Source organism: Synechocystis sp. PCC 7339, from assembly GCF_019924095.1.
Taxonomy (GTDB): domain Bacteria; phylum Cyanobacteriota; class Cyanobacteriia; order Cyanobacteriales; family Microcystaceae; genus Synechocystis.
Genome location: NZ_CP063659.1, coordinates 2,088,957 through 2,113,926, shown reverse-complemented (window position 1 = coordinate 2,113,926; position 24,970 = coordinate 2,088,957). Strand labels below are relative to the sequence as shown.

General features: G+C 49.0%; 21 protein-coding genes, 1 tRNA gene and 3 pseudogenes. 18 read left to right on the top strand and 7 right to left on the bottom strand.

Annotated features, from left to right (window positions below):
- Nucleotides 1-174: 174 nt before the first annotated feature.
- From IQE94_RS18875 to IQE94_RS10000, 4 genes and pseudogenes are all read left to right on the top strand, one after another.
- A pseudogene (locus IQE94_RS18875) lies at nt 175-3,359 on the top strand (efflux RND transporter permease subunit).
- A 65-nt stretch (nt 3,360-3,424) separates the two neighbouring features.
- Entirely contained in the window at nt 3,425-3,652 is a 228-nt protein-coding gene (locus IQE94_RS10010; RefSeq protein WP_212717929.1) for a hypothetical protein, read from the top strand.
- Complete coding sequence (locus IQE94_RS10005; RefSeq protein ID WP_212717927.1) at nt 3,639-4,070, top strand: type II toxin-antitoxin system VapC family toxin; 432 nt, start codon at nt 3,639-3,641, stop codon at nt 4,068-4,070. The genes IQE94_RS10010 and IQE94_RS10005 overlap by 14 nt, the downstream gene beginning before the upstream one ends.
- Before the next feature lie 109 nt (nt 4,071-4,179).
- Nucleotides 4,180-5,649, top strand: a complete 1,470-nt coding sequence (locus tag IQE94_RS10000) for a TldD/PmbA family protein (RefSeq protein ID WP_212717925.1) — start codon at nt 4,180-4,182, stop codon at nt 5,647-5,649.
- 39 nt (nt 5,650-5,688) lie between these two features.
- Here IQE94_RS10000 and prmC read toward each other — a convergent pair whose 3' ends face one another.
- Nucleotides 5,689-6,588: a peptide chain release factor N(5)-glutamine methyltransferase gene (prmC, locus tag IQE94_RS09995; RefSeq protein WP_212717923.1), complete on the bottom strand. Its 900-nt coding sequence runs from the start codon at nt 6,586-6,588 to the stop codon at nt 5,689-5,691.
- Nucleotides 6,589-6,754: 166 nt separating this feature from the next.
- Here prmC and IQE94_RS09990 point away from each other — a divergent pair, with 166 nt between their 5' ends.
- Both IQE94_RS09990 and IQE94_RS09985 read left to right on the top strand, forming a co-directional pair.
- Nucleotides 6,755-7,948 (top strand): hybrid sensor histidine kinase/response regulator, encoded by a 1,194-nt coding sequence (locus IQE94_RS09990; RefSeq protein ID WP_212717921.1) that lies wholly within the window; start codon nt 6,755-6,757, stop codon nt 7,946-7,948.
- A gap of 210 nt (nt 7,949-8,158) precedes the next feature.
- Entirely contained in the window at nt 8,159-8,356 is a 198-nt protein-coding gene (locus IQE94_RS09985) for a hypothetical protein (protein ID WP_212717919.1), read from the top strand.
- Nucleotides 8,357-8,498: 142 nt separating this feature from the next.
- Here IQE94_RS09985 and patD read toward each other — a convergent pair whose 3' ends face one another.
- Nucleotides 8,499-8,882 carry a heterocyst frequency control protein PatD gene (gene patD, locus IQE94_RS09980; protein ID WP_212717917.1) on the bottom strand — a complete coding sequence of 128 codons (384 nt, stop codon included), beginning with the start codon at nt 8,880-8,882 and terminating at the stop codon, nt 8,499-8,501.
- Between the two features lie 374 nt (nt 8,883-9,256).
- Between patD and IQE94_RS09975 the strand changes: the two are divergent.
- Nucleotides 9,257-11,538, top strand: a pseudogene (locus IQE94_RS09975) (bifunctional (p)ppGpp synthetase/guanosine-3',5'-bis(diphosphate) 3'-pyrophosphohydrolase).
- A 196-nt stretch (nt 11,539-11,734) separates the two neighbouring features.
- Here IQE94_RS09975 and ahcY read toward each other — a convergent pair.
- Nucleotides 11,735-13,012, bottom strand: coding sequence for an adenosylhomocysteinase (gene ahcY / locus IQE94_RS09970; RefSeq protein WP_212717913.1), 1,278 nt, complete (start codon nt 13,010-13,012; stop codon nt 11,735-11,737).
- A 279-nt stretch (nt 13,013-13,291) separates the two neighbouring features.
- On the opposite strand from ahcY, the gene vap15 reads away from it, so the two are divergent.
- From vap15 to IQE94_RS09950, 5 genes and pseudogenes are all read left to right on the top strand, one after another.
- Entirely contained in the window at nt 13,292-13,510 is a 219-nt protein-coding gene (gene vap15 / locus IQE94_RS09965) for a type II toxin-antitoxin system VapB15 family antitoxin (protein ID WP_223341833.1), read from the top strand.
- A gap of 34 nt (nt 13,511-13,544) precedes the next feature.
- Nucleotides 13,545-13,688 (top strand): putative toxin-antitoxin system toxin component, PIN family, encoded by a 144-nt coding sequence (locus tag IQE94_RS09960; protein ID WP_223343218.1) that lies wholly within the window; start codon nt 13,545-13,547, stop codon nt 13,686-13,688.
- A gap of 124 nt (nt 13,689-13,812) precedes the next feature.
- Complete coding sequence (locus IQE94_RS18630; RefSeq protein WP_255611276.1) at nt 13,813-14,046, top strand: transposase; 234 nt, start codon at nt 13,813-13,815, stop codon at nt 14,044-14,046.
- The gene (locus IQE94_RS09955) at nt 14,024-14,512 is read left to right on the top strand and encodes an IS630 transposase-related protein (protein WP_212717907.1); all 489 of its coding nucleotides are present in this window, start codon (nt 14,024-14,026) and stop codon (nt 14,510-14,512) included. Before IQE94_RS18630 ends, IQE94_RS09955 begins: the two co-directional genes overlap by 23 nt.
- A pseudogene (locus IQE94_RS09950) lies at nt 14,502-15,051 on the top strand (transposase); the annotation flags it as partial. The gene IQE94_RS09955 and the pseudogene IQE94_RS09950, both read left to right, overlap by 11 nt.
- 234 nt (nt 15,052-15,285) lie before the next feature.
- Here the strand turns inward: IQE94_RS09950 and IQE94_RS09945 are convergent.
- The gene (locus IQE94_RS09945) at nt 15,286-15,855 is read right to left on the bottom strand and encodes a peroxiredoxin (protein WP_212717905.1); all 570 of its coding nucleotides are present in this window, start codon (nt 15,853-15,855) and stop codon (nt 15,286-15,288) included.
- A gap of 312 nt (nt 15,856-16,167) precedes the next feature.
- Between IQE94_RS09945 and IQE94_RS09940 the strand changes: the two genes are divergently transcribed.
- Nucleotides 16,168-16,587, top strand: coding sequence for a Fur family transcriptional regulator (locus IQE94_RS09940; RefSeq protein WP_194014014.1), 420 nt, complete (start codon nt 16,168-16,170; stop codon nt 16,585-16,587).
- A 15-nt stretch (nt 16,588-16,602) separates the two neighbouring features.
- Here IQE94_RS09940 and IQE94_RS09935 read toward each other — a convergent pair whose 3' ends face one another.
- Entirely contained in the window at nt 16,603-17,079 is a 477-nt protein-coding gene (locus IQE94_RS09935; protein WP_223341832.1) for a DUF1499 domain-containing protein, read from the bottom strand.
- 246 nt (nt 17,080-17,325) lie between these two features.
- Here IQE94_RS09935 and psb28 point away from each other — a divergent pair, with 246 nt between their 5' ends.
- Together psb28 and IQE94_RS09925 are read left to right on the top strand one after the other, a co-directional pair.
- On the top strand, nt 17,326-17,694 hold the full coding sequence (gene psb28, locus IQE94_RS09930) for a photosystem II reaction center protein Psb28 (protein WP_190595906.1): 369 nt from the start codon (nt 17,326-17,328) through the stop codon (nt 17,692-17,694).
- Between the two features lie 118 nt (nt 17,695-17,812).
- On the top strand, nt 17,813-19,561 hold the full coding sequence (locus IQE94_RS09925; protein WP_223341831.1) for a peptide ABC transporter substrate-binding protein: 1,749 nt from the start codon (nt 17,813-17,815) through the stop codon (nt 19,559-19,561).
- A 50-nt stretch (nt 19,562-19,611) separates the two neighbouring features.
- On the opposite strand, the gene IQE94_RS09920 is transcribed toward IQE94_RS09925, so the two are convergent.
- Together IQE94_RS09920 and IQE94_RS09915 are read right to left on the bottom strand one after the other, a co-directional pair.
- Nucleotides 19,612-19,685, bottom strand: a tRNA-Asp gene (locus IQE94_RS09920).
- Nucleotides 19,686-19,838: 153 nt separating this feature from the next.
- The gene (locus tag IQE94_RS09915) at nt 19,839-20,441 is read right to left on the bottom strand and encodes a hypothetical protein (protein ID WP_223341830.1); all 603 of its coding nucleotides are present in this window, start codon (nt 20,439-20,441) and stop codon (nt 19,839-19,841) included.
- Between the two features lie 115 nt (nt 20,442-20,556).
- Here IQE94_RS09915 and IQE94_RS09910 point away from each other — a divergent pair, with 115 nt between their 5' ends.
- The 3 genes from IQE94_RS09910 to IQE94_RS09900 all read left to right on the top strand — a co-directional run bounded on the left by IQE94_RS09910 (nt 20,557) and on the right by IQE94_RS09900 (nt 24,828).
- Nucleotides 20,557-21,327 carry a type 1 glutamine amidotransferase gene (locus tag IQE94_RS09910; RefSeq protein WP_212717900.1) on the top strand — a complete coding sequence of 257 codons (771 nt, stop codon included), beginning with the start codon at nt 20,557-20,559 and terminating at the stop codon, nt 21,325-21,327.
- 50 nt (nt 21,328-21,377) lie between these two features.
- Nucleotides 21,378-22,592 carry an NAD(P)/FAD-dependent oxidoreductase gene (locus IQE94_RS09905; protein ID WP_223341829.1) on the top strand — a complete coding sequence of 405 codons (1,215 nt, stop codon included), beginning with the start codon at nt 21,378-21,380 and terminating at the stop codon, nt 22,590-22,592.
- A 286-nt stretch (nt 22,593-22,878) separates the two neighbouring features.
- Entirely contained in the window at nt 22,879-24,828 is a 1,950-nt protein-coding gene (locus tag IQE94_RS09900; RefSeq protein WP_212717898.1) for an N-acetylmuramoyl-L-alanine amidase, read from the top strand.
- Nucleotides 24,829-24,970 lie beyond the last annotated feature (142 nt).

Sequence of the window (24,970 nt, the reverse complement as noted above, 5' to 3'; positions counted from 1 at the left end):
AAATTGAGATCACCACAGTTGTTCTACTAATCCCTCCAGCCCAAATTAAGCTTCTGGGCAACCGAAAGATCAACCCAAAGTAGGGTTAGGGCATTGTTAAAGATATGTAACAATATGGCAACGACGGCCGGGTTGAAAGCCAGTCTTCGCCGCTGAACCGCCTTTGTGCCTACCATGTTTGTCGATTTTTTCATTAAACGCCCCGTTTTTGCCAGCGTTTGCGCCATTATCATCCTCTTGGTGGGAATGATCAGCTTGGTCAATCTCCCCGTGGCCCAGTTTCCCGAAATTGCCCCCACAGCCATTCAGGTGACTTCCAACTACAGCGGCGCCAATGCGGAGGTGGTGGAGAGGGCCGTTACCGACATTTTGGAGCGGCAAATCAATGGGGTGGAAGGCATGCGCTACATCAGCTCCACCAGTAGTAACGATGGCACCAGCAGCATCACTGTCACCTTTGACCGCAGTCAGAATAAAGATATTGCCGCCGTTGACGTACAGAATCGGGTGGCCCTCGCTTCCCCTCAGTTGCCAGAATCAGTCAATCGCACAGGGGTGAGGGTTAACAAAGAATCGAATGCGCTCTTGCTGGGCATTGGCATCACTAGCCCCAATGGTCAGTATGACAACGTTTTCTTGAGCAACTACGCCGACCGCTACCTGGTGGATCCTCTCCGTCGGATCACTGGGGTGGGGAATGTGCGGATTTTCGGGGAACGGCTCTATGCCATGCGTCTTTGGGTCGATCCGATGAAACTAGCGGCCCAACAGTTGACCATGGAGGATCTAAGCCAAGCCCTGAGGGAACAAAACCTCCAGGTGGGGGCTGGGCAAATTGGGGCGGAACCGGCGCCGCCCGGGCAGGAATACCAACTTGATTTACGGGCTAGCAGTCAGTTGGCTGATTTGGGGGACTTTGAAAATTTAATTGTTAAATCGGGCCCCAGTGGCTCTGTGGTTAGGTTTAAGGACATTGGCCGGGTGGAACTGGGGGCGGAGAATTACAATAGCTTTTTGCGCTTTCGGGGCCAGGAAGCGGTGGGGCTAGGTATTTACCAACTATTGGATAGTAATGCCCTGGAAGTTGCCCGCTTGGTTAAAGACGAAATGGCCCGGCTGGCGGAAAATTTTCCCGAAGGCATTGAGTACAACGTGGCCTTTGACACCACTGAATTTGTCCAGGAGTCCCTGTTTGAGGTGGTAAAAACCCTCTTAATTGCGGTGGCCCTGGTAATTTTGGTCATTCTGGTTTTTCTCCAGGACTGGCGATCGGCTTTAATTCCCGCTTTGACCATTCCCCTGGCGCTCATTGGCACCTTTGGTTTTGTTAAACTGTTTGACTTTTCCATCAATAGTCTGACTTTGTTTGGCTTAACTTTGGCCACGGGGATGGTGGTGGACGATGCCATCATTGTGGTGGAGCAGATTAGCCGTTTTATTAAGGTGAAGCACGAAGACCCCCGACAGGCGGCCCAGGAGGCCATGGGGGAATTGACGGGGGCAGTAATTGCCACTTCCTTGGTGTTGATGGCGGTATTTATTCCGGTGGCGTTTTTTCCGGGGACCACAGGGGCTTTATACCAACAATTTGCTCTCACCATTGCCTTTTCGATTCTCCTGTCCACTTTTTTGGCCCTCACCCTTACCCCTTCCCTCTGTGCCCTACTGTTGCGGGAAGGCCAGGAACCTCCAGCGGCGATCGCCTGGTTTTTTAATTGGTTTAACCGGCGGCTGGAGCGGGTACGTCAACTCTATGGCGGCGCTCTGCAGAGGTTAGTTAAGTTTAAGGCCATGGTAGTGGGGGTTTTTGTGCTCCTACTGGGGGCCACGGCCTGGTTTTACTTAACAGTGCCCACCGCTTTTTTACCGGACGAAGACCAGGGCTATTTCATCACCATCATTCAGGCTCCCCAGGGGGTGTCTTTGCAATACACCAGTCGAGTCATGGCCCAGGTGGAAAAGGAGCTATTGGCAGTGCCAGAGATAACGGCAACTTTTGCGGTGGGGGATTTAGCTTTAGTGGTAATAGCCCCAACCAGGGCATCATTTTCTCCCGCCTCAAACCCTGGGGTGAGCGCCCAGCCCCCAATCAGTCGGTGCAGGCTATCATCGGCCAAATGTTTGGTAAGTTTTCCCAAATTCCCGAAGCCAACATTTTTCCCCTTAATCCACCCCCCATCCGGGGACTAGGGCAGTTTGGTGGCTTTGATTTCCAGCTACAGGATCTACGGGTTAACAGTGAATTGGATACCATGGTGGGCACCATGGGACAGATTTTGGGGGCCGCGAACCAAAGCCCAGATTTACAGCGGGTGTTCAGCACTTTCCAAGCCAATAGTCCCCAATTGATTGTGGATGTGGATCGCAATCGGGCCAAAAGCTTGGGGGTTCCCGTGGATCAAATTTTCCAGACCATGGAAACGGCCTTGGGCTCTAGCTATGTGAACGATTTTGTTTTGCAGGGCCGCACCTATCGGGTTTACCTCCAGGCTGACGAACAGTTCCGCAGTAGCCCAGAGGATATTAACCGACTCTATGTGCGTAGTGAATCCGGCACCATGATTCCCATGGCCAATCTGGTCAAGGTTACCCAAGGGGTGGGGGCACCGATCATCACCCATTACAACCTATTCCGTTCCATTGCCATTACGGGGTCGGCTAACCAGGGGGTAAGTACGGGGCAAGCGATGAATGCCATGGCGGCGATCGCCCGTCAAGTGATGCCACCGGGGTTTGATTTCCAGTGGTCGGGCATTTCCTTGGAGGAGGTTACTTCCCAGGGGCAGGCACCGATCATTTTCGGCTTGGGTTTATTGTTTGTTTTCCTGGTGTTGGCCGCCCAATACGAAAATTATGTTGACCCAGTAATCATTCTTTTGAGTGTGCCCCTAGCCATTCTGGGGGCGTTGATGGCCCAGAGTTTGCGCGGTTTTCCCAACGATGTGTACTGTCAAATTGGTTTGGTAATGCTCATTGGCCTGGCCAGTAAAAACGCCATCCTGATTGTGGAATTTGCCAACCAACTCAGGGAACAGGGCTACTCCATTGTTAAAGCGGCCCTAGAAGCGGCCCAGGATCGTCTCCGTCCCATTTTGATGACTGGCTTTTCCACCTTGTTTGGTATTTTCCCCCTGGCGATCGCCACTGGAGCGGGGGCCGGTAGTCGGCAAGCGTTGGGCACAGCGGTGTTTGGCGGGATGTTGGTGGCCACCTTCCTGAGCTTGTTTGTGGTGCCGGTTTTATACATTGTGGTGAAAACCATCAGTGGGCAACTTTTGGCCCCTAAATCCCCCCCATCGGAGCCTCTCCCCGAAGCCCAACCCCAGAGCCCGGCCCCAGCGCCCCACCAGAATGGCTAAAATGTGTGAAAAGAGAACAAACCTGGTTTTATTGCCACAGCTAGCTTTTTAGTCAAAATTAGCCAATGAATCTCGACACCATTCAACAGGATCTGGCAGAGCTTTCTCCTGAAGCTCAGGAAATTGTTTTTGATTTAATCGAAAGCCTCAAGGAAAATCATGTTGCAAACACATCAGTTTATTCAACAGACTGGTCAGATTTTATTGGTTGCATAGATGCAGAACCCGATCTTTCTAGAAAATATAAAACTTATTTGAACTGTGAATTAGAAAAAAAACATGATCATTGTTGATACTGGCTTTTGGCTTGCCTTAGCTAATAAAAATGATGAGGTTCATATCCCGGCAGTGAATGTGTTTTACTCTTTACAAGAAGAGCAATTTATAACGACTTGGTGTGTTGTTACTGAAACTTGCTATCTACTACAAAATCGGGTTGGAATTAATGCACCGCAGGCATTTATTAGAAAAATTGGCACAGGAAAACTCAATATATTTGACATCAAACCCAGTCATTGCCCCCGCATTGAGCAACTTATGACAAAATATCGTGACTTGCCAATGGATCTTGCCGATGCATCTCTGGTGATCTTGGCAGAAAACCTTGGTCATGGTCGTATTCTTTCGATTGATTATCGAGATTTTAGTATCTATCGCTGGAAAAATACCAAGCCATTTCAAAACTTATTTATTTTTCCAAAATCCGAATAAGTACCTAGGATTATCAGTCCATAAAAATTTATAAAAAAGATGTAAAAGCCCAGGTTAAATTGGTTAGAATACATTAAGAAATATTTCACTCATTCCTGAAAAAATCACTATGGCCCCCACCCTGCTCCTCTCCCAGGATTTACCCAGCCTCAACTACACCACCCCTGGCGATCGCCTCGATGGTAGATGGCAGGAATCCCTATCCACATTGCTGGGTTTGGGCAGGGCCGCCGGAGCCGATTTTGTCGAATTTTTCCTCGAAAAGGTCAATTACGTCAGTTGCCTAGCCGAAGATGATGCCATCACTAGCCTCACCCCCAAGCTTTCCAGCGGTTGTGGCGTCCGGGTTTATAAGGGCAAAGGAGACTGCTACGTCAGCACCAATGACCTTTCCTTTAGTGGCCTCCGCGCCGCCCTGGAAAAAGGCCTATCCATTTTGGGGTTAACCTTGCCGGCTGGCCAATCCTTTGTGCCTGAACTGAACCTGGAAATGTTACGGGACTATGCCGGAGCCAAGGAAAAAGACCAATGGTTACACCGTTGTAGCCCCATGCAGGAAATGAGTGATATTTTGCTGGGGGCCAACCAAAAATTAGACCGCTATGCTAGCCATGCCCAATCACGGCGGGCCGCCTATTTTCGTGATTGGCAGGAGGTTTTGGTGGCGGCCAGTGACGGTACCTTTGCCAGGGATATCCGCCTCACCCAATCCGTGGGATTTTCCCTCTTTTGTGCCGATGGTGAACACCGCACTTCCATGAGTAAGCGTTCCGGGGACACCAGTAACCCAGACTATTTACGCACTTGGGATGCGGAAACTGCGGCCCAGGAAGTGGCTGAATCCGCCGGGAAAATGCTCTACGCTGATTACGTGGAATCGGGCAACTATCCCATCATTATGGCCAACCAGTTCGGGGGGGTAATTTTCCACGAAGCCTGTGGTCACCTGTTGGAAACCACCCAAATTGAGCACAAAACCACTCCTTTCCTGGATAAAAAAGGGGAAAAAATTGCCCATGAAAATCTCACTGCTTGGGACGAAGGGCTGACCGATAAGGCCTTTGGCACCATTGATATGGACGATGAAGGCATGCCCACCCAGCGTACTCTGTTAATTGAAAACGGCATTTTGAAAAACTTCATTGCCGATCGCACCGGTTCCCTTCGCACCGGCCATCCCCGCACCGGCAGTGGTCGTCGGCAAAGCTATGCCTATGCAGCCGCTTCCCGCATGCGTAACACCTACATTGCCCCCGGCAATTATTCGGTGGATGACATTTTTAATTCCGTCGACAAGGGGATTTACTGTAAACAAATGGGGGGCGGTAGCGTCGGAGCCACGGGGGAATTTAACTTTGCGGTTTCTGAGGCTTACCTGGTGGAAAACGGTAAGTTGACTAAACCCCTCAAAGGCGCAACGTTAATTGGCACAGCCACGGAAATTATGAATAAAATTTCCATGTCTTCCCAGGATTTAGGTTTGGCGGCGGGGTTTTGTGGTTCCGTCAGCGGCAGTGTTTATGTCACCGTCGGTCAGCCCCACATTAAGGTTGATGGCATTACGGTGGGCGGACGCTAGGTTTTTCCCAATTGCCCAAAACTTCTAAAACCCCCCAGTTCAGCCTAGGGTAAGGGCGGAAACAAAGCGTTCAATGCCGGCTAGATCCCGATGAATGCGGATATCTTGATAGGTTCTATTCTTCCTTAACAGTTCAGCAACGGTGGGGGCTTGGCCGGCCATGATTTCCACCAACCAAAAACCACCGGGCTTTAAATGGGCTGGCGATCGCCGAATTAATTGCTCCACCGCCTGTAAACCATCGGGGCCACCGTCTAAAGCTAAAAGGGGTTCATGGTTAATCACTTCCGGCTGTAACTGGGGTAGTTCCCGTTCGGGAATGTAGGGAGGATTGGATACCATACCCTGCACCTGGCCCTGGAGATGTCCTAAAGGTTCCCACCAATAGCCTTGATGGAATTGAATCCGATCGCCAAGTTGATGACGTTGGGCATTTTCCCTGGCGATCGCCAACGCTGGGGCACTGCAATCCACTCCATGGACTAGGGCGTGGGGAAAGAGGGAAGCTAAACCTAGGGCCAGGGCTCCACTGCCGGTACCTAGATCCACCCAATGGTCGGGGGAGTCCCTTAACCCCCACTGGTAACTTTGATTTTGTACTATATCAATAATTAACTCTGTTTCCGGACGGGGAATTAGCACATCAGCGGTAACTTTGAGGTCAAAATTGCGCCATCGGGTGTGCCCCAACAGGTATTGCACTGGGTATTTCTCCTCCACTCGTTTCTGCCAGCCCTGTTGGATATTTTCCCAAGGTTCCCGGAGGCTAACTTGCCGTTGACCAAAATCTTGCAACCGTAGGGTTAAGCGGTCTAAGTCCGTCCACCCCTGCAATAACCAATCCAGTTCCCCCACTTCAATGCCATTGGAGATCGCCATTTGTCGGGCTGTGGCATACCAACAGGCAAATTCTTCACCGGAGACAAAGCCCTTAGTCATCGTTTTCACTGGCAACTATAAGTACATTAAATAGATGGCAAAATCCCAAAATTGATTGGGGAAAGGACAAAAGAATTATTCTCGCTCCTAGAAAGATGCTAGTAGAATACGGTGGAGGTTGTCCCCCGGAACCCCAAGCAAATGGTTATTCCTCCCCCAATTTCCCATGTCCGTTATCAGTCCCTGCCTACGCATTCTGCTCATTGAAGACAACCCAGCGGAAGCCCGCCTACTACAAGAAATTCTTAAGGGTTCCCCTACGGAAAACTTCGAGTTTAAGCATGTGCAAAGGTTGGGGGATGCCTTGGCAATTTTAGACCGGGGGGACAAGTTCGACATTATTCTGCTGGATTTGACCCTACCAGACAGCCAAGGGTTGGATTCTCTACCCAAGCTCCAAAAGCATCAACAGCAATTACCAGTTATTGTCCTCACCCACCACCAGGACGAAGCTTTGGCCTTAGAAGCAGTGAGGCAGGGGGCCCAGGACTATTTGGTCAAAAGGGATGTTAGCCTTGACGTGCTTCTGCGTTCTGTCCACTATGCTATCCAACGTCATTGCCTAGCTCGGGAATTGGCGGTGGAAAACCAGACCCTCAATGCCAACCTCAAGCGTCAAGAAAGGGAATTATCCGAGGCGAAAGCAGCCAATAAGCTCAAGTCGGAGTTTGTTTCCATGCTCTCCCATGATTTCCGTAATCCCCTCAATACAATTCTGCTATCAGCGGGGCTCCTGGAAGAAAGTGGCGATCGCCTGAGTAAAGGGCAACAACATAATTATTTCAACATGATCCGCACCGCCATCAAGGATTTGGATGAATTGTTATCGGAGGTTTTACTGCTGGGAAAAACGGAAAATGGGCAGCTCAGTTGTCAATTTGAAGCTCTCGATTTACTTTACTTTTGCCAGGATTTAATGCGTTTGGTGAACAGTGCCCAGCGCCAACCCAGGCCAATTCATTTCCACACCAAGGGCAATTTGCAGCAGGGGGTATGGGATGCCCATTTATTGCGCCACATTATCTGTAATCTCCTCAGCAATGCCATTAAATATTCCCCTGCCCCCACGCCAATTTTGTTTGACGTCATTGCCAAAGATAAAACCATGATCTTTCGGGTCGCCGATCAAGGCATTGGCATTCCTCCCCAGGCCATGGCGGAATTATTTAATCCCTTTTTCCGGGCGGACAATGTGGAAGGGGTAACGGGTACCGGGCTAGGGCTGGCGATCGTGCAACGCTGTGCCAATATCCACGGTGGAGAAGTGAAAGTGGAAAGTAAAGAAGGGGAAGGATCCTGTTTTACGGTGCGTTTACCGATTTTGGAAATGGACGACAATGGCGATCGGGTCAGCTCCTAAAAAACGGGTGAAATTCCATACAGCGGTGGCCGAGTCGGGGCGGTCAAAAGAGGAATAGGAGGGGACTGAGATGGAGAAAATTCTATTTTTTTCCATGTTTAAGAGAGAAGTGGAAACGCTGAAACCCTTGATTTTACAGGTTTTTGGGGACTGACATGCCCTGGAGATTTCCCTATGCTGTAGTTATTGAAAGCAAAGGAACACCACACCATGTTCGCCTCCACCAACTACACCACCACCGCCATTCGCAACTACACCATCGCCGCTGTGACCGTTTTAACCTTGAGCATGGGCATCGGTGAACTATTTAATAATCCCAATCGTATTGCTACCCAAAACACCATTGACAATTACAGTTCCTACATCGGTGCTGGTTTGGTCAGCTATGCCCAGTCTTCCCTTAAATAAACCAAGGTTTCCAGTCTTTTATCCCCCTTGCTCCATAGCCTGCCAGGAGTCGCAGTCCGAAAAATTATTAGTTAACCTTAACTAAAAAGCAAAAAATATTTAATCAGAAAAGCAAAGTTTGCAGAAGGAAATAATTAATTGATTAATCGGTAGCATCAGCCCACTGTTGCATTGCCCCACTAAAACCCATTAACTGTTGATAGTGCCCCAATAAGCGCTGTTGGTAATGCTGTCGTCGCTCTGGGGAACGGGCCGATCGCCAGAAGATTAATTCCGTCGAGAGTAGGCGTAGGGTTCTTTGTAATTCCGTTTGTATTGATGACCATGGTTGCGATCCCTGGACAGGAAATTCATCCGCTGTGACGCTGAGGAAATGCTCCCGCAGGAAATCCCCTAATTCGTTAATTTGCTTGGCCACCGTTGCCACCTCAGCCCCAGGGTCGGCCATGGTCAACTGACACTGCTCCAGCAATTGCTGTAATTCCCTAAGGCGATCGGGTAAATCAGATGGTAGCGTAGACGACATTGCTCTGGGGGATTTGGCGGGCGTTGGGCGGATCAAGGTTAAAATAATGTTAAGGCTTGCTGATATTAATTCAGATCTGTCGGAACTGTATCGTTAAACTCCCTAGGATATCTTCTGGGGAGAGTACGGCTTTTACATCTCCATCGCAATAAGGAGCAAAAAATCACTAATAGCCATTAACATTAATCCTTAAATCCTGCACCGATACAGGAATGTCTGTTAAAAGATAAATACGGGATTTTGAAAAGTTTAATGGCTGATACTATCTATTTCCCTATTAATCGGCAATTATCGGCTCCTTTAGTCGTTTATCCCTGTTTTATACCTATTTATACCTAGTTAGTGCAAGCTACTCTAACACCCTCCCCAAAACTATGAATGCCGTCGCCGCACTGCCCACCCCCACCATCCAGACCACTTGCCCCCAAGATATCCACGATATCGAATTGCCCCAGTGGTTAGAGGATTGTTTACAGCAGTGGCAAAGGGAGGTGGAACAGGGCCAGGACGAAACAACAGCGCCCCATTGTTTAATCTGTCGAGCTTTCTGTTTTGCCTACGATCTCCATGCCCAACAGCGGCGTAAATCCGGGGAACCCTACATTGCCCATCCAGTGGCGGTGGCGGGGCTACTGCGGGACCTGGGGGGGATGAAGCAATGATTGCGGCGGGATTTTTGCATGATGTGGTGGAAGATACGGACATTAACATTGAACAAATTGAAGCTTTGTTTGGGGAAGAAACGGCGAGTTTGGTGGAGGGGGTAACTAAACTTTCTAAATTTAATTTTTCTAGTACGACGGAACATCAAGCGGAAAATTTCCGGCGCATGTTTTTGGCCATGGCCAAAGATATTAGGGTGATTGTGGTCAAATTAGCCGATCGCCTGCACAATATGCGGACTTTAGATGCGTTAAATGCCGAAAAACAACGGCGCATTGCGAGGGAAACCAAGGATATTTTTGCTCCTTTAGCTAACCGTTTGGGAATTTGGCGCTTTAAGTGGGAATTGGAAGATCTTTCCTTCAAATATCTAGAACCGGATTCCTACCGCAAAATTCAGTCCCTGGTGGTAGAAAAAAGAGGTGATCGGGAATCCCGTCTGGAAACCGTTAAGGATATGTTGCGCTTCCGCCTGCGGGATGAGGGCATTGAGAATTTTGAGCTCCAGGGCCGCCCCAAACATCTCTACGGCATTTATTACAAAATGACCAACCAGAATAAAGCCTTTGAGGAAATTTATGACATTGCCGCCCTCCGCATCATTGTCGAAAGCAAGGGGGAATGTTACCGGGCTCTGTCGGTGGTGCACGACGTCTTTAAACCCATTCCAGGGCGCTTTAAGGATTACATCGGTTTACCCAAACCCAACCGTTATCAATCTCTCCACACCACGGTTCTAGGACTGACTAGCCGTCCTCTGGAAATCCAAATCCGCACCGAAGAAATGCACCATGTGGCGGAGTACGGGATTGCGGCCCACTGGAAATATAAGGAGAGTGGTGGATCTGAAAATGCGACCCTGAGCTCTACCGATGAAAAATTTACTTGGTTGCGGCAACTGCTGGACTGGCAGAGTGACCTCAAGGATGCCCAGGAGTATGTGGAAAATCTTAAACAAAATCTCTTTGACGATGACGTTTATGTATTTACCCCCAAGGGAGAAGTAATTTCCCTGGCCCGGGGAGCAACGCCGGTGGATTTTGCCTATCGCATCCACACTGAGGTAGGGCACCATATGAAAGGGGCTCGGGTTAATGGCCAATGGTTAGGGGTAGATACCAGACTAAAAAATGGCGACATTGTGGAAATTGTCACCCAAAAGAATTCCCACCCCAGTTTAGATTGGCTCAATTTTGTTGTTACCCCCAGTGCCCGTCACCGTATCCGCCAATGGTTTAAACGTTCTCGCCGGGATGAGAATATTCTCCGAGGCCGGGAATTGTTGGAAAAAGAATTGGGCAAAACTGGTTTGGAAGCCCTGCTGAAATCGGAGCCGATGCAAAAAACAGCAGAGCGCTGTAATTACCAAAATGTGGAAGATTTATTGGCGGGTTTGGGCTACGGGGAAATTACTTCCAATTCCGTAGTCAACCGTCTGCGGGAAAATAATGTTAATAACGTTAAAAATAACCAGTCCAGCCAGGAAGTTACCCTCGCCAGTTCCCCCCAAGTCCATCCCACTGCTCCCCCGGCCACCGGTAAAGATAATTCTCCGATCGCCGGCATTGAAGGCTTGCTTTATCACATTGCTGGGTGCTGCCATCCGTTACCAGGGGAACCCATTATGGGTGTAGTCACCAGGGGAGCCCGGGGTATTTCCATCCATCGCCAGGGTTGCCATAATCTTGAACAAATGGACGGCGATCGCCTAATTCCAGTGCGGTGGAATCCCAACAACAATAATCACCAAACCTATCCGGTGGATATTGTCATTGAAGCCATTGACCGGGTAGGGGTGCTGAAGGATATCCTTTCCCGCCTCAGCGACAATCACATTAACGTCCGCAACGCCGATGTTAAAACCCATTTGGGTAGGCCTGCGATCATTAGCCTCAAAATTGATATTAAAGACTATCAACAACTGTTGGGCATCATGGCCAAAATTAAAAATATGAGTGATGTTATGGATCTGCGTCGGTTAATCTCCGGTTAGTTTGGCTACCTGGCCGATCCCCATCCCCTGCTAGAGGATATGTGTAAATCCTGACATTGGAGAGTTGGGAATTTTGGGTGCAGCAATAGAGGAAATGCTCCCATGGCTTACCCAAAATTGATAAAAAAAATCTCCTGAAATCCAGGAGATCGAAAGATTCTTAAGTACAAAGTGAGTCCGTAAACCGTAAACAGTTCTAGGTGCCGGAAGCCCAGGAATTGATGTATTCCACCTGTTCGGGGGTCAAGCTGTCAATGGCAATGCCCATGGCTTGGAGTTTCAAACGGGCAATTTCTTGATCCACTTCCACGGGAATGGAGTGCATGCCAGGCTCCAGTTGACCTTGGTTTTTGACCAAATGCTCACAGGCCAGGGCCTGGTTAGCAAAGCTCATGTCCATCACTGCACTGGGGTGACCTTCAGCGGCGGCCAGGTTAACCAAACGACCTTCGCCAATCACAATAATAGATTTGCCATTGGGGAGAATATATTGCTCCGTGAAGTTCCGAACTTCTTTAACTTCCTTGGCTTGTTCCTTGAGGGATTTGAGGTCAATTTCAATGTCAAAGTGGCCAGAGTTACAAACGATCGCCCCATCTTTCATGACAGCAAAATGCTCAGGACGAATGACGTGTTTGTTGCCGGTAACGGTGATGAAAATATCTCCCTGTTGGGCGGCTTCGGCCATGGGCATGACTCGGAAACCATCCATGGCCGCTTCGATCGCCGGTACGGGACTAATTTCGGTGACAATTACGTCAGCCCCCATACCTTTGGCCCGCATGGCGACCCCTTTACCACACCAGCCATAGCCTGCTACCACAATGGTTTTACCGGCTAGGAGAATATTGGTGGCGCGGATAATGCCGTCCAGGGTGGATTGCCCCGTACCATAACGGTTGTCGTAGAAATGCTTAGTGTCCGCATCGTTAACGTTCATGGCGGGGAAGGTGAGTACCCCATCGTTGAACATGGCTCGCAGACGCACAATACCAGTGGTGGTTTCTTCGGTGGTGCCAATGATGTCACCCATTTGGTGTTGCCGTTCCTGAATTAGGGTAGCTACCACGTCGCTACCGTCGTCAATGATGATGTTGGGGCGGTGATCCAGGGCAATTTGCACATGGCGGTGATAGGTCTCGTTGTCTTCCCCTTTGATGGCGTAAACGGGAATACCGTAATCAGCGACCAAACAGGCAGCCACGTCATCTTGGGTAGAGAGGGGATTACTGGCAATCAATAAAGAATCGGCTCCCCCAGCATGGAGGGCGATCGCCAAGTTAGCGGTTTCGGTGGTAACGTGACAGCAGGCCACCAAACGGATACCAGCGAAGGGTTTTTCCTGGGCAAAACGTTCCCGAATTTGCTTTAGAACGGGCATTTCCCGGGCCGCCCATTCGATGCGCTGACGACCTTGGGGAGCGAGGCTAATATCTTTAATATCGTATTTCTGTTTAACGGGCGTTGCTACCATACGGAGTAATTCCTAAGAACTTTGCTTGAATGTGATATAACTTAACATTTTATCGGTCTGGAATGGCGATCGCCCCTTTGGCTGTTGACAGACTTGTTAACGTAGACTTGTAAATTTTTAATCTGCTCCTAAATTTCCCCACTAAAGCTCCGGCGATCGCCATGAGTTCACACTTATCCCTCCATAATTGGGGCCAGGGGGCTTTTTAAGTAGATTCTTGGGGAACTATTGGAAATACAATAATGGGAGTTATAACCCGCCCCTCGGAGAAAAGTAGAAATGAAATCATTATCATCACTAGACTTTCTTGAGCTGAAAAATATTATTGCCCAATGTAATCTTGAAGAAAAACTAGAATTACTAGAACTTTTAAAGAAGGATACTTTTGCCACCAGATTCAACAAATTTCTCAATTCCGTCAAAACCGATGAATTAACTCTAGAAGACATTACTCGAGAAGTTGAAGCAGTCCGGCAAGCTAATTACCATAAGCGATGAAACTATCCGGGTTGTGATTGATACGAATATCTGAATTAGCTTTCTCATTGGAAAAACTCTTCAAGGTTTGAATCAAACTATTATTGATAACCGAGTGGCCATTTTATTCAGTGAAGATTTGTTTGCTGAACTGATGGAGGTATTACACCGTCCTAAGTTCAAGAAATATTTTTCCTAAACAGCAATCCAAAATTTGGTCGCACTGTTATAGCTAATTTAACTAATTATGAGACGTTTTGTCGGGATTTTATGGTAACATTTTGTAAGAATAACATAAGAATTCATAAATAACTAAATCAGTCATGGCTTACGATCTTAATTTACGCATTAAGGTCATAGAATTCATCGAGAGTGGCGGTGGAATCACAAAGACATCGAAAATATTTAAGGTGGGCAGAGCAACAATTTATCGCTGGTTGGGCAGAGAAGAGCTTGCGGCAACGAAAGTTGAGAACCGCCAAGGTAAGATAAACATAAAAAAATTGGAAGAGGATGTGAAAAACAATCCTGCATATGCTTCTAAAAGAAAGAGCTAAAAAATTTAGTGTAACTCCTGCTTCACTCTGTTATCAATTCAAAAAAATGAAAATTACTAGAAAAAAACAGTTACTTTATCAAGAGAGAGATGCCCAAAAGCGAGCAGAATATCAAAAAATCTTCAGCCAGTTAGTTATAATATACGGTATTGAAAGTCTAGTATTCATAGACAAAGCTGGTTTTGAGGAATTTGTATCCTCACTTTATGGATGGTCTAAAAAGGGAGAAAGAGTATATGGAGAAAAGCAGGGGAAAAGGGAGAAAAAAGAAAATCTTGTAGCAGGAAGAAGAAAAACGCAAAAAGACTTAATAGCGCGGATGTTATTCACCGGAAGCTTAAATGCAACAGGTTTTGAAGGATGGCTTGAATTCTTTTTGATATCAGCATTAACAATGGGACTGAACAGAATTTTGCGTAAGGGAAGTAAAATCCAATCAAAAAAAGGAGACCCCAATGGTACGTAAAAAACAAGAACCGAATCGCGTCGATGTGTTACTAGATGAGTTGCTAGAAGAGCATAAAACCCCCGAAGAAATTCTGGGAGAGTCAGGACTCCAAAAGGTTGATAGAGAGCCCTGAGTGGGGAACTGAATGCTCATCTGAATAACCAGAAAGAAGAAGGAAGGGCAATAGTCGGAACGGTTATTCAAAGAAAACAGTTCAATCAAACCAGGGTGAAATGGAAATAGCAATCCCTCGAGACAGGGAAAGTAGCTTTGAGCCAGTGTTAGTGCCTGCCCAAACATCAACGGACGAAAAAATTCTGGGGTTGTATGCCAGGGGTATGAGTACTCGGGACATAAGTGCCGAACTGGAGGAATTGTATGGGGCAAAGGTGTCAGCCAGCTTGATTAGCGAAGTGACAGATTCAGTAACGGAGGAAGTTAAAGCCTGGCAATCTCGTCCATTAGAGGAGGTTTATGCCATTGTTTACCTAGATGCACTGTATGTAAACATCAAAGTCTCAGTTCGAGTGAGCAAACGGGCAGTGTATGCAGCGTTGGGTAGGGAAAACTTGAACGAAAAACAGTGCCATCCTGGGGGACAACACTGCTTGGTTTTAACTCGTCAGGTTTTGGTCAAGTAATTAACCAAGATGCTCAGAACGTGTTTAGAAAGTTTTATTCTCTCCCCTCAACCTACTCATTAAAGCTCCGGCAATACTGGAGGACTTTTATTCAGTTTCCCCCCAAATGGGGGGGGGCAGGGGGACTTTTAAAACAGGCTCTCAGACCGCTTAGCCGACAAAGGCTTTAACGGGTTCAGAAACCCCAGGAGCTTCAGACCCTTTGAGGTAAGCCAACATAGTGTCAGCGTCGGAACATTCAAAGGGATCCACAGGGCAGTTGTCGCCGAACTCAGGCTCGATAAACATTTTTTCAATCTTGCCATCGTTGACAAACATGGAATAACGCCAGGAGCGCATGCCGAAACCAAGGTTAGATTTTTCTACTAGCATGCCCATTTTGCGGGTAAATTCACCGTTGCCGTCGGGAAGCAGTTTGACTTTGTCGGCACCAATTTGTTTGCCCCATTGGAACATAACAAAGGCATCGTTAACAGATAGACAGATGATGTCATCTACTCCCAAAGCTTGGAATTCTTCAAACAACTGCTCGTAGCGGGGCAAGTGATTGGAAGAACAGGTGGGAGTGAAGGCACCGGGCAGGGAGAAAAGCACAACCTTTTTGCCACCAAAGATTTGTTCAGTGGTTTTGTCTTCCCAACGGTAGGGATTAGGACCAGGTACGGATTCGTCACGGACACGGGTTTTGAACACTACACTGGGAACTTGTTCGGGGGTCATGGTTACCTCTGGCTATCTAAACGACTAAATTTTTGTGAGGGGATGGAGCATTTGTCATCAATGCCTTCCCTCTTTTCTCAGAATAGTTCTGAGATAAAAATAAGTCAAGCTTAAAAATTAATATTTTTTTTATAATTGTCTTATCTAATACTCTTTCCAGAAAATGTTAAGCTAGATAGACTATAGCGAAACAGTGCGGATTATTTGGTGTAGTAGTCAAGGCTGATGGTTTGCCCAGCGGGACTTGCCTATCAACGGCAAACAGATAAACGTGCTGCACCGATGTTGGCAGACGATGTCAGGAGGAACGGTATGCCCTTAACCAGAGAAGAAATTATTCAAACGCTGAAGGAGCGAGGTCTGCGGGTTACGCCCCAGCGCTACGGGGTCTATGCCAATCTACTCCAACGTCGGGATCATCCCAGTGCGGAACAGTTGTTATTTGACCTTAACCAAGCCGCCCCCACTTCTTCCCAAGCCACGGTGTACAGTTCCCTCAAAGCTCTGCAGTCGGTGGGTTTGATCCGCGAAGTTCTATTAGAAGAAGGGGTTTGTCGCTACGATGCCAACGTGGAGCCCCACCATCATTTTTGTTGCCGTCATTGCGGGGCGATTGAGGATGTGGATTGGGAGGAGTTACCGGCAGTGGATCTTGGTAAACTCAGACCGGGCCTAAAGGCGGAACGTTATGAAATTACCGTCCATGGGGTCTGTGAGAATTGCGCTGATTAGTTTTTGGAAAATGTTCTAATTACCTTGCTCTAAATCCGCCAAGGCCAAACGGATTTGCTCTAAACGGCGGCGGTTAACCCCCAAATCCGATTCTCCCAACCGGGATGCGGAACGGACTTCAATCGTAGGGCGATCGCCAGGGAAATAAAATTCCAGATCATCAACAAAACCCATCAAACGACTACGGGATTCGGCTCGGATGTAATTATCTTGGGTTTCCATAATGGTGGTACCGGGCACTACCCCCAAAATTTCCGTTAACAAATTACGGGCATCGGCCAAATCTCCTTGGTAATGGAGGGGCTCAATGGCGTGAACTGAATCACCACTAATTTGACTGTTCACACAATTGGGCGTGTCAGGACAGGGAGCTAATTGTCCGCTCGTGACCCCTAGGTTTTCCGGTGTGGAGCCAGCAAAAATTTGTTCAAAGCCTGGTAAGGCGGCAAACCAAACCATCCCCGATAGCAACACAGCCAGTAGCACACCCATGAAAAAGTTCCGATAAGTGATAAAAATTAACACCCTTTTAATCTATGGCTTCCTTGGCGATCGGGCAAGGTTAACTCCTGAACTACAGCGGAGACAATATTCCTGACGTAGTTTTTTCTCTGGCTTGGTGAAGGTGACATTGCAGAGCCCCATAAGGTCTTGCCAAGGAATTTTATTAGTTCAATTATCCTGACAAGCTGTGGTGAGAGTTGTTAGGATCAAAGCAATGCCATTCCTTTATTAACCATGATGACCCTTACCCCCACTATTGAATTTTTTGCCGATCTCCCCGAAGAACTCAGCAATGTTAGCCTACGACGTAACGCCACTACGGGCGCCCGCACAGTGGTAATGACCTTTGAACGTCTCCAGGCGATCGAAAGATTCCAAAGCTTTACCCAAAGATTCAACGGTCATCTACGCCTTGCTGATGAAGAGGGGGCCATGGAAATTGAACCATCGTCAGTAAAATTTATTTTTGGTGGGGACGAAGGGGATGAACTCCGGGGTGCCCAGTGCAGTTTTGATTTAATTAAAAATGATCATTGGGAACGCTTTATCCGTTTCATGGAGCGCTATGCGGAGGCCAATGGCATGGGCTACCAAGACCGCTAGGGGCAAAAATTAACCAGAGTTTGATCCGAAGGAAGCAAATCAAAGGTGAAAACTTTGCAAACAGACTCTAATCAGGGGACAATCTAGCGAAATTAAGCCTTGATTATCCTTGTTGCCTGTGTTGCTAAATCTTCCCGCCGCTTTTAAATCCCGTTCCTATCAGAAGCTGATGGGGGGACTGTTGCCCTTACTGCTATTTGCCTGTGGTGACCCCAATGTCGGCAATGGGAGCTCTCAGCAGAATCGTCAAGAAACGCTGAAAATCCTTTCTTGGCAGGCTCCCACGATTTTGAATCCCCATTTGGCTACGGGCTTTAAGGATGCGGAGGCCAGTCGCATTGCCCTAGAACCCTTGGCCAGCTTCGACCACGAAGGCAACCTGGTCCCATTTTTAGCGGCGGAAATTCCCAGCGTAGAAAATAGCGGCGTGGCGGCGGATGGTATATCGGTTACTTGGAAGTTAAAGCCCGATGTGCTCTGGTCTGACGGGCAACCCTTCTCAGCAGAAGATGTGGTTTTTACTTACAAGTTTCTCAGCGATCCCAAAACTGGGGCCACCAGCACCGGCACCTATGAGGCGATCGCCAAGGTGGAAGCGTTAGATAAAAATACAGTCAAAGTAACCTTTAAGGAACCCAACCCCGCTTGGTTTTTGCCCTTTGTGGGCAGTGAAGGGATGATTCTGCCCCAGCATATTTATAAAGATTTTGTCGGAGAGAAGGCGCGGCAGGCACCGGCCAATCTTTTGCCTATTGGTACCGGGCCCTATCGGGTCACCAGTTTTAAGCCAGGGGATGTGGTGTTGTATGAAGTTAATCCCCATTATCGAGACCGGGAAAACGTTGGCTTTCAACAGGTGGAAATTAAGGGTGGGGGAGATGCTACCTCTGCGGCCCGGGCTGTACTACAAACGGGGGATGCGGATTTTGCTCTCAATTTACAGGTGGAGGACAATATTCTCCAGTCCTTGGCCCAGGGCGGCAAAGGGGAAATTGTGGCAGATTTAGGCAGTTTGAGTGAACGGGTGATTTTCAATCTTAGTGACCCGGACCCTGCCCGCACCAATGGCGATCGCTCCTCAGTGAAGTTTCCCCATCCCTTTTTGCAGGATCCCCTAGTGAGAAAGGCGATTACGTTAGGCATTGACCGGGATTTAATTGCCAAACAACTTTATGGTGTGACTGGCCAACCTACAGCCAATGTTTTGCTGTTGCCCCAGCAGTACGCTTCTCAAAATACGAGTTTCCAATTTAATCCCACCGAAGCTCAGCAATTACTTGACCAAGCGGGCTGGAAGGACAGCAACGGCAACGGTATTCGGGACAAGGATGGCATTGAGTTGCAAATGGTATTCCAAACCAGCGTTAATCCCCTGCGGCAAAAGACCCAACAGGTCATTAAACAAACTCTCCAGGCGATCGGAGTGGGGGTAGAACTAAAAAGCATTGACCCCAGTGTGTTCTTTTCCGGTGATCCGGCCAATCCCGATACTTTGGAGCGATTTCAGGGGGATTTGTCCATGTTCACCACGGGCAACACCAATCCTGATCCGAGTAAATATATGCAGACCTTTACCTGTGAAGCCATTCCCACCGCTGAAAACCGATGGAGTGGGGATAATTATGGGCGTTACTGTAGCGAAGAATATGACCAACTCTGGCAAACAGCGGTGGCCGAGTTAGATCCGGAAAAACGCCAGCAATTATTCATTCAAATGAACGATTTATTAGTGGATGATTATATTCTGGTGCCCCTGGTGCATCGGGCCAGTGTTGTGGGGGTAGGCGATCGCCTGGATGGGGTGCAGTTAACTCCCTGGGATCGTCCCACTTGGAATATCAAAGATTGGAAACCGAAAGCAAAATAGTCGGGGAGCTTAGGGAGGCTCGTTGAAGGGTTGCTATTACTCTCTTTTAACGGGTCTGACGGGGCTCGAACCCGCAACTTCCGCCGTGACAGGGCGGTGCTCTAACCAATTGAACTACAGACCCAGGTTTTTCAGACTTTTACCATTACATCAGTTGTGCCGGAGATTGTCAACCCCTGAAGGAGAAATTTTCCGATTTTTCCCAATCATATAAATCAGTCGGGGAAGATAACTTTCCGCAGTGCTAACCCTGGCCTCGACCTACTTTCTGGGGTAACTATTCAACCTGGGCGATCGCCTGGCGGATAGCTTCCCTTTGTTCTTGGTCATAGTTCCACCGTTGCAAAAAGGCTTCGTAGGGCCCTGATCCGTCCAAACTTTCTTCCAACTCGGTTAATTTTTCTGGCAAGCCTGGTAAGGATAGTTCATTAATTAAAGTCTGAGTCCGTTGGGCCACCTGCTGGGAACCCTGGGCTGCCTCCCCGTCCCCCGCTCTTTGATGGAGAATTGCTGTGGCGGTGGCCATGGCCAAATTTTTCACCAACAATTCCCCCACGATCGCCGGAGAGGAACTAAGGGCTGTTAACAAAGCTGGGGTTGGTTGATCCGCCAGGGGAAAATTTTGGGCAGTGAGAAAAGTGACGAAAAAACCCCGGGCTCCGTTTTCCGTGGCCACCAAATTGGCGATCGCCGTGGTCATTTCCTGGTCACTGAGGTTATTTGCCGCAATTTCTAGCAATAGTTCCTGGCTATGGGCAATGGCCTGTTCAAAGCTGAGGTCAGTGTAATTAATGGAAGCAACCATGGGATTGGGGTGAGGGTTCAAAGGCTGGGCAGTGAGGGAAAGGGAAAGGAGAGCGGGTAAAATCAACGGCAACATCGAAAATGCCTAGGAAAAATGGGAAGATTTTCTCGACCATTGTAGTCAGTGGCACCAAGATTTACACCAAACTCTGTTTTGCTCCCCGGAATTGATCTGTCCCACTAAATAAAGTATGGAATTAACAATCGGCTGGCTTTATCCCAAACTCATGAGCACCTACGGCGATCGGGGCAATGTCATTTGCATCCAACGTCGTTGTCAATGGCGGCAGATCCCCGTGAAAATTCTGCCCTTGGAACAAACCAGCGATGCGGCACTATTTCTCCAAGCCGACGTAATTGTGGGGGGCGGGGCCCAGGATCGCCAACAGGAAATTGTCATGCGGGACTTGCAGGGCGCTAAGGCAGAGGCCCTAAAAAATCAACTAGACGGCGGCATTCCCGGAGTCTTCACCTGCGGCTCTCCCCAACTGCTGGGGCACTATTACGAACCTGCCCTGGGACAAAGAATTCAGGGTTTGGGACTGCTGGATATGGTCAGTAAACATCCAGGACCCGAAGCGAAACGGTGTATTGGGAACGTGGTGTTTGAAATTACCGCTGAACCCCTCCGGCAGGAATTGCAGGCCATGACCGGGGAAATTCCCATTGTGATCGGCTTTGAAAACCACGGTGGCCGTACCTACCTCCAAACGGTTGCTCCCCTGGGTAAAGTTAAAACCGGCTATGGCAACAACGGCGAAGATGGTTTTGAAGGGGCCTTCCACCAAAAGGCGATCGCCACCTACTCCCATGGCCCCCTGTTGCCGAAAAATCCCTTTTTAGCTGACTGGTTGATCCGCACAGCCCTGGAGAAAAAGTATCAAAAGCAAGTACAGTTAGCGCCCCTGGAAGACCGCCTCGCCCAGCAAGCCCGCGCCGCCATGCTCAAACGGCTAGAATAGGAGCAATTTGATTAAGAAACGTAACAAGCCCTCACCACTGGCTAGAGATTATGACGGACGCTCGACCACGGATTTGTATTTTAGGGGGAGGATTTGGCGGCCTTTATACCGCCCTGCGCCTCAGTCAACTGCCCTGGGAAGGGCATACTCCACCGGAAATTGTCCTCGTCGATCAACGGGACCGGTTTTTGTTTGCTCCTTTTCTCTATGAATTGGTGACGGAGGAAATGCAAACTTGGGAAATTGCTCCCCCCTTTGTGGAACTGTTGGCGGAATCAGGGGTAGTTTTTCGCCAGGCAGAAGTGACGGCCATTGATTTTGACCGCCAGAAAGTGATGTTAAATGACCAGGACAGGGGTTCGGAAAATTTAGCGTTTGATCAGTTAGTCATTGCCCTGGGGGGCCAAACACCCCTACCCAATTTGCCGGGGTTAAAGGATTATGGTTTATCGTTTCGCACCCTGGAAGATGCCTATAAACTCAAGCAAAAATTAAAATTGCTGGAACAGTCCGATACCGAAAAAATCCGGGTGGCCATTGTCGGTGGGGGCTACAGTGGGGTGGAATTGGCAGCCAAGCTCGGCGATCGCCTGGGGACTCGGGGCCGCATCCGCATTATCGAACGGGGCCAAGAAATTTTAGCCATGTCCCCAGAATTCAATCGTCAGCAGGCCCAGGCCAGTCTCTCCGCCAAGGGCATTTGGGTAGATACGGAAACCACCGTCACCGCCATCACCGCCACCGATGTCACCCTCCAGTTCCGGGAACAGGAAGATGTAATTCCAGTGGATTTGGTGCTTTGGACTGTGGGCACCACCGTTTCCCCCCTCATCCGTAATTTAGCCCTGCCCCATAACCACCAAGGTCAGCTTAAAACCAATGCCCAACTGCAGGTGGAAGGAAAAACTAACATTTTTGCCTTGGGGGATGGGGCCGAAGGTCGGGATGCCAACGGTCAATTAATTCCCACCACGGCCCAGGGGGCATTCCAACAGGCAGACTATTGTGCTTGGAACATTTGGGCTAACTTAACCGGCCGTCCCCTCCTGCCCTGTCGTTATCAACCCCTAGGGGAAATGCTGGCCCTGGGCACCGATGGCGCTGTGTTGAGCGGTTTAGGCATCAAATTAAGTGGTCCAGCCGCTGTGTTGGCCCGCCGGTTGGTCTATCTCTACCGTTTTCCCACTTGGAAGCATCAATTAACAGTGGGCTTGAATTGGCTTACCCGCCCCCTGGGGGATTGGCTCAAAAATGAACCTTCCTGAGGGGATCGTCGTCTAAAAAAACTGCCTTCCCCGGCGATCGCCTCAATGGTGGCTGGGGGAGTAAAGAGCTGGTTGGGGCCCGAAAGGCTCTGCTTGCTTGCTTTGGGAACTGTATTGCGGTTACTATCTCCCAAGACTATACGCCACACCGTTTTGATTAATGTTCCCGTTGGCGGCGGCCCCTAACAATCCGCTGAATGACTTATTACCACCCCAATGCTCTGGATGGGTCATCTGGGGGAAGACAAAAGGTTCGTTCAGCGGTTCATTGAGTTGAGAAGTCCCTATGTCAAGATTGCCTGGTTTTGCTCTTACCTTTCTATCGGTCTTGTTAACCAGTCTGCCAGCCATGGCGGGGCAGTTAGTTAACTGGAATTTCAACGCTTCCCAGAATCGGTTTACTTTCTACACCAATTCCCGGGTACAACCCACCGCCCAACTGATCCCCAATCCCACCCGCATTGTGGTGGACTTACCCGGCACCACCCTGAGTGGCCCGACCGTGCGTCAACCAGGATCCGGCAGGGTGAGGGAAATTCGCATTGGGGAGCCGGACAGTTTCACCACCAGGGTAGTAATAGAACTGGAAGCAGGCTACACCGTTGATCCCCAACAGGTTAAAGTCCGGGGCATCACCCCGACCCAGTGGGTGGTGGAATTACCTACTCCAGAACTGGCCCCCGCAAGCAACAATAACGCTCCCGCCCCCAATCCCGACGGCTCTTCCCTGCCTAGTCAGAATTTAAGTGCAGCTAACTCTTCCAGCACCGGTCAGCAAGACTTACAGATCACCGGCAATGGATTATTTGTCCGCCTGGATAAAAACGGCGACAACAGTAATATTCGTATCCAACCCAATGCCCGCCAATCCACGGTCAACTTTGAACTCGCTGGGGCGGTGCTCCCGGAAAGTTTGGTGGGGCAATCTTTGCCCGTGGGGGAATACGGAGTTGAAGAAATTAAGTTTTCCGACAATTCTAATAATCCCCGCCTTTCCCTGGCCCTAGCGGACAGTGGCGGAGGCTGGAATGCCTACTATAGCCGGGTAGGGGGAGGCGTAGTTCTGCTCCCAAAGCAGATTAACCGGTCCGGGAGTTCTAACCGAGCTCCTGGATCGGCGGCCGTTCCGGTCAGTAATAACACATCTAATTCTTCCCCCAGTTCTTCTGGTAATAGAAGCTCCAATGATCGCCTTGTGAGTCAGGCTTCCAACCGTAATCTCGCCAATATCACCGCCGTTGAGGTGACCAGGGATGATAGCCAATTGATCATCCGTGGCGATCGCCAGATTAGTGCTAGGGGAAATTTCAATCGTCTAACCGGTAACTACGAAATTCGTTTAGACCGGGCCCAACTGTCCCCCCAGTTCCAAAGTCCAGAATTGGTCACGGGGGGCCCCATTTATCAGCTCAATATTCGCCAGGAAACGAACGATTCAGTTTTAATTTTGGTTCAGCCCAACACTGGTCGTCGTTTTGGCCGTTTATTTCGTTCTGGGGGCAGTCTTTATGCCTTGGAATTGATCCCCGATGCCACCGCCAGCCGGCCTTTGGGCAATTTATCCGCCAGTTCTTCCCCGAGGGGAACCGGTGGAGATCAAGTTCCCATTGCGGTTCAGCCACCCCCAGCTAATGCGGCCCCTAGTTTCCCCCCAGAGTGGAGCAGTCCCCCCGCAGGAAATTTACCCTCCATTCCCAGGGGCAGTCGTTTAGTAGTGGTGGATCCCGGCCATGGGGGCAAAGATCCGGGGGCGATCGGTATTAGGGGGGTGCAAGAAAAAGACGTAGTTTTGTCTGTTTCCCAGTATGTACGGCAATATTTAGAACAACAGGGAGTCCGGGTGTTAATGACCCGCACTGGAGATTATTTCATTAGCCTCCAAGGCCGCACCGATATGGCTAACCGAGCCGGGGCTGATTTGTTTGTCAGTATCCATGCCAATTCCATGGGGATGGGCCGTCCCGATGTCAATGGCTTTGAAATTTACTACCACGGCAATGCGAGCCTATCCCAGGCTATCCACCGCAATGTGATCAATTCTCTGAATGTGCGCGATCGCCGGGTGCGCCAGGCGCGATTCTACGTTTTGCGTAATTCCCGTATGCCCTCTACTCTAGTGGAAATGGGCTTTGTCACCGGCAGTGAAGACAATTACAAACTGACTAATCCTGCTTTTCAACAACAGATGGCCCAGGCGATCGCCAGGGGAGTTTTGGAGTATCTGCAACAAAGATAAGTCTTGTCCGTCCATAGAATTCAAATTCAGAGAAACTTGACTTATATGAAGGATATGGTAACTAAAACCTATTTACTTCATCTATTATTCGTGTTTCAATGACAAGCATCTTTCCTTAATTAACAGGTATAGTCCCATATAA